This window comes from Streptomyces sp. NPDC007971 (genome assembly GCF_042958635.1).
Lineage (GTDB): Bacteria > Actinomycetota > Actinomycetes > Streptomycetales > Streptomycetaceae > Streptomyces.
In genome coordinates this window covers 1-5075 of sequence record NZ_JBIBJK010000062.1, presented here as the reverse complement: position 1 = coordinate 5075, position 5075 = coordinate 1, and the positions used below count along the sequence as shown (strand labels likewise).

Sequence of the window (5075 nt, the reverse complement as noted above, 5' to 3'; positions counted from 1 at the left end):
GGAACACCGTCCGCAGACTCTCGTGCCGCGCCACCACATCACCCAACGCCGACCGCAACGCCTCCCGGTCCACCACACCCCGCAGCCGCAGGGCGAGCGGAATGTTGTACGTGGCTCCGGAGCCTTCGAGGCGGTCCAGGAACCACAGCCGGCGCTGGGCGAAGGAGAGCGGGACCCGGTCGGGACGGACGGCCGGCAGCAGGGCCGGGCGGGCCGCCTCGGCCTCCCCGAGGCGCTCGGCCAGCTGCGCCGCCGTGGGCGCCTCGAACAGGGTGCGGATGGCCAGTTCCACGCCGAGGGCGGCGCGGATGCGGCTGACCAGACGGGTGGCGAGCAGCGAGTGACCGCCGAGGTCGAAGAAGTGGTCGTCGGTGGAGACGCTCTCCACGCCGAGCACCTCGGCGAAGAGACCGCACAGGATCTCCTCCTGCGGGGTACGGGGTGCCCGGCCCGTGGCCGTACCAGCGAGGTCGGGGGCGGGCAGCGCCCTGCGGTCCAGCTTGCCGTTGGGGGTCAGGGGCAGCACGTCGAGGGTGACGAGACCGGCCGGGACCATGTACTCGGGAAGGCTCCGCGCGGCGTGGGCGCGGACCTGGCCGGGGTCGATCCGCTGCCCGGCCGACGGCACCAGGTAGGCGGCCAGGCGGCGGTCACCGGGCCGGTCCTCCCGTACGACGACGGCGACCTGGGCCACCGCCGGGTGCGCCGCGAGGACGGACTCGATCTCGCCGAGCTCGATCCTGAAGCCACGGATCTTGACCTGGTCGTCGGCCCGGCCGACGAACTCCAGGGCGCCGTCCCCGGTCCAGCGCGCCACGTCCCCGGTGCGGTACATCCGGGCGCCGGGGGCGCCGAACGGGTCGGCCACGAAGCGGCTCGCGGTCAGGCCGGGACGGCCCCAGTAGCCACGTGCGAGCCCCTCGCCCGCGACGTACATCTCTCCGGCGACACCCGGCGCGGCCGGACGCAGGCCGCCGTCGAGGACGTAGATGCGCAGGTCGGGGATGGCGCGGCCGATCATGCTGCCGGGGCCGGAGGCGGCGCCGGGCGCGTCGAGCGCGAGATGGCTGACGTGCACCGTGGTCTCGGTGATGCCGTACATGTTGACCAGGACGGGGCTGTCGTCGGCGTGCCGGGCGTACCAGTCGGCGAGCCGCCACAGGTCGAGCGCCTCGCCGCCGAAGACGACGTAGCGCAGGCACAGCCGGTCGCCGGTCGCCGGGTTCTCCCGGTCGGCTTGCATCAGCTGGTAGAAGGCCGAGGGGGTCTGGTTGAGGACGGTCACGCGCTCGTCCGCGAGCAGTCGCAGGAACTCCTCCGGGGACCGGCTGACGCCGTGCGGAACGACCACGAGCCGGCCGCCGTGCAGCAGCGGGCCCCACAGCTCCCACACGGAGAAGTCGAAGGCGTACGAGTGGAAGAGCGTCCACACGTCGTCGGAGCCGAAGTGGAACCAGTGGTCGGTCGCGCCGAAGAGGCGGACGACGTTGTGGTGCGGGACGACGACGCCCTTGGGCCGGCCGGTGGAGCCCGAGGTGTAGATCATGTAGGCGGGGTGGTGCGGGTGCACGTCCACGGCGGGGGCGGTGCCGGGCTCGGCGGCGAGCGCGGCCGTCGTGTCCGGCTTGTCGAGCAGCAGCCGGGCGGTGTTCTCGCCGAGCCCTGCGGGCAGGCCCGCGTCGGACCGGGTCACCAGCAGGGCGGGGCGGGCGTCGGCCAGCATGTGGGCGAGACGGTCCGTGGGGTAGTCCGGGTCCAGCGGCAGGTAGGCCGCGCCGGCCTTGAGGACCGCGAGCACGGCGACGACCAGGTCGGGGCAGCGGGGCAGGGCGAGGGCCACGAACCGCTCGGGCCGCGCTCCGTTCCGGGTGAGCAGCCGGGCCAGCCGGTTGGCGCGGGCGTCCAGCTCGGCGTAGGTGAGGCGGTCGTTGCCGAAGGAGACGGCGATCGCGTCGGGGGTGCGGGCGGCCTGGGCGGCGAAGCGGGCGGTCAGGGTGTCGGCGGCGGTTTTGGTGGTCGGGTCGTCGCCGGTCGGCGCGGCCGGGCCGCCGGGGGCGTTCCACTCCTCGACGACCCGGTGGATCTCCTCGGGTCCGAGCACGTCGACGCGTCCGGCGGGCCGGGTCGGGTCGGCGGCGAACGTCTCGAAGATCCGCACCAGCCGGTCGGCGGCACGGCGCACCGCCGCGCTGTCGAAGAGATCGGGACGGTGGTCCAGGCGCATGGTCAGTCGCCCCTCGACCACACCGGCGACGACGCCCAGGGCGTAGTGCGTGGCGTCGGTGGCGTGCAGGCCGGTGAGGGTCAGGCCGTCGACCGGCGGCTGGAGCTCGGACGCTTCGAGGGGGTAGTTCTCGAAGACCGCGATGGTGTCGAAGAGCGTGCCGTGTCCGGCGACGCGCTGCACCTCGGTCAGTCCCAGGTGCTGGTGGGCCATCAGGTCGGCCTGCCGGGCCTGGAGGCGGACCAGGGCGTCGGCGAGCGGCTCCGCCGCGGGCAGCTCGATGCGGACCGGCAGGGTGTTGATGAAGAGACCGACCATGGTCTCGATGCCCGGTATCTCCGGCGGCCGTCCGGAGACCGTCGCGCCGAAGACGACGTCGTCGCGGCCCGTGAGCTTGGCGAGCAGCAGCGCCCAGGCGCCCTGCAGGACGGTGTTGAGCGTGAGCCCGTGCCGGCGGGCCTGCTCGCGCAGCCGGACGGTCAGCTCCTCGGTCAGTTCCACCGTGAGGTGGCCGGGCGGCACGGCCGGCGGCGGCGCGTCGGCGGGGGCGAGCAGGCTCGGACCGTCCAGCCCGGCCAGTGCCGCGCTCCAGGCGGTCTCGGCGGCGGCCTTGTCCTGCCCGTTCAGCCACGCCAGGTACTGCCGGTAGGGGGTGACCGCGGGCAGGGAGGTGCCGTCTGCGTGGGTCGCGTACAGCTGGAACAGCTCACGCACCAGGACCGGCATGGACCAGCCGTCCAGCAGGATGTGGTGCTTGGTGAGCAGGAGGCGGTGCCGCTGCTCCCCGAGCCGGAACAGAGCGCAGCGCATCAGGGGCGGACGGGTCAGGTCGAACCGCGTGGCCCGGTCGGCGGCGAGCAGCCGGTCCAGCTCGGCGCGCTGCCGGTCCGGGTCGGTCTCGGCCGACAGGTCGGTCTCCGTCCAGGGGAGCGCGACCTCGTGGGGGACGATCTGCACGGCGCGGCTGAGTCCCTCGTGGCGGAACGCGGCCCGCAGGTTGGGGTGGCGGTGCAGCAGCGCCTCCGCGGCCGCGCGCAGTGCGGTGGCGTCCAGCGGCCCTTCGAGGTCGAGGCTCAGCTGCACGGTGTAGACGTCCGCTGCGCGCTCGTCGTACAGCGCGTGGAAGAGCAGTCCTTCCTGCAGCGGCGAGAGCGGCAGTACGTCGGCGAGTCCCTGCTTCGTCATTGAGAGGTTCTCCAGTCGGCTTCCAGCAGGTCGATCTCGGCCTGGGACAGTGAGACGAGGGTCAGATCGGAGGGGGTGTGCCCGCCGGCCTCGGGGGCTCGGGCGTGGTCGGCCAGTACGGTCAGGGCACGCGCCCAGGTGTCGGCGAGGTCGGCGACCTCCGCTGTGGTGAACAGGTCGCCTGCCCAGGACCAGGTCGCCACCAGGCAGGGGCCTTCGGGGCGGTCCTCGGTGAGCGCGTTGAGTTCGAGTTCGTGGGTGAGCGGCATGGCGGGGTCGGCCCCGCCGCCGAGCGCCTCGGCCTCCGGCGCGGCGGTCCAGGGCTCCTCGCTCCGGGACGGCGCCGGGAAGCGGCCGAGGTAGTTGAATCCCAGCTGCGGCGGGGCCGTGTGCGGCAGCGCGGTGCCGGACGCCGGATGCCGGAGCATGCCGTATCCGATGCCGCCGTCGGGCAGCGCGCGCAGCTGTTCCTTGATCCGCTTGAGCGCCTCGCCGACCGCGGGGCCCCCGGCCCAGAAGCCGGAGCCGGCGCGGTGCCCGGCTCCGGGGTCCAGGCGGACCGGGTGCAGGCTGGTGAACCAGCCGACGGTGCGGGACAGGTCGGCGCCGTCGACGACGTCCTCCCGCCCGTGCCCCTCCAGGTCCACCAGGACACCCGTGCCGGGGCCCTTGGCACGCCGGGTCCGCCAGTCGGCGACGGCCACGGCGAGGGCGGTGAGCAGGACGTCGTTGACGCCGGCGTGGTACGCGGCGGGCACGTCGGTGAGCAGCGCCGCCGTGCGGTCCGGGGAGAGCGTGCGCTCCAGGGTGCGTTCGGTGGCGAACGTGTCCCGCCCGAAGTCCAGTCTGCGGCGGCCCAGGACGGGATCGTCACCGGTCAGCTGCCGTCGCCACAGCGGCAGTTCGTCCGCTCGTCCCGGTGCGGCCGCGGTCAGTGCCTCGGACCACACCCGCAGCGGCGTCGGCACGGGGGCCGGGGCGGGCTCGGCGCCCTTGTCGAGCGCTTCACAGGCCGCGGCGAGGTCGGGCACCAGGATGCGCCAGGACACCCCGTCGACGACCAGGTGGTGGACGACGAGCAGCAGCCTGCCGCCGCGTTGCGGCCCGCCGTCGAACCAGACGGCCTGGAGCATCGTCCCGGCGTCCGGGTCGAGGCGTCCGGCGGCGGCGTCCGCCTCGGCGGAAACGGCCGTGCGCACCGCCTCGGCGGAGGCGTCGGCCCACGGCACCCGGCGGATCAGTGCGGCTGCCCGGGCCGTGCCCGGCTCCGGGACGTCGAGCGCCCAGTCGTCGTCGCGGACCAGCCGGGCGCGCAGGGCGTCGTGGTGGTCGAGGAGCGTCTGGAGGGCGGTGGTGAGCCGGTCCTCGGTGAGGCCGGCCGGAGTGTGCAGCAGGACGGACTGGTGGAACCGGCCCACGGGTCCGCCGCGTTCGCGCAGCCAGTGCACGATCGGGGTGGCGGGCACCCTGCCGGTGCCGCTGCCCGCCGGGAGCGCGGGTACGGATGCGTCCTCGGCCGCCTCGGCGACGAGCGCGAGTCCGGCGGCGGTTCTGTGTTCGAAGACCTGGCCCGGGGTGATGACGAGTCCGGCGGCGCGGGCGCGGCTGACGAGCTGGATGGACATGATGCTGTCGCCGCCGAGGTCGAAGAAGCTGTCGTCGACAC

The 5075-nt window shown here is 74.4% G+C and carries 2 protein-coding genes; both read right to left on the bottom strand.

The window, feature by feature from the left end:
• Window positions 1–3409 (bottom strand): amino acid adenylation domain-containing protein (locus tag ACFZCP_RS45705; protein WP_391443172.1); only part of this gene is annotated, 3409 nt, incomplete at its 3' end.
• Window positions 3406–5075: condensation domain-containing protein (locus tag ACFZCP_RS45700; RefSeq protein ID WP_391443169.1), on the bottom strand; the 1670-nt coding region annotated here is incomplete at its 5' end. The genes ACFZCP_RS45700 and ACFZCP_RS45705, both read right to left, overlap by 4 nt.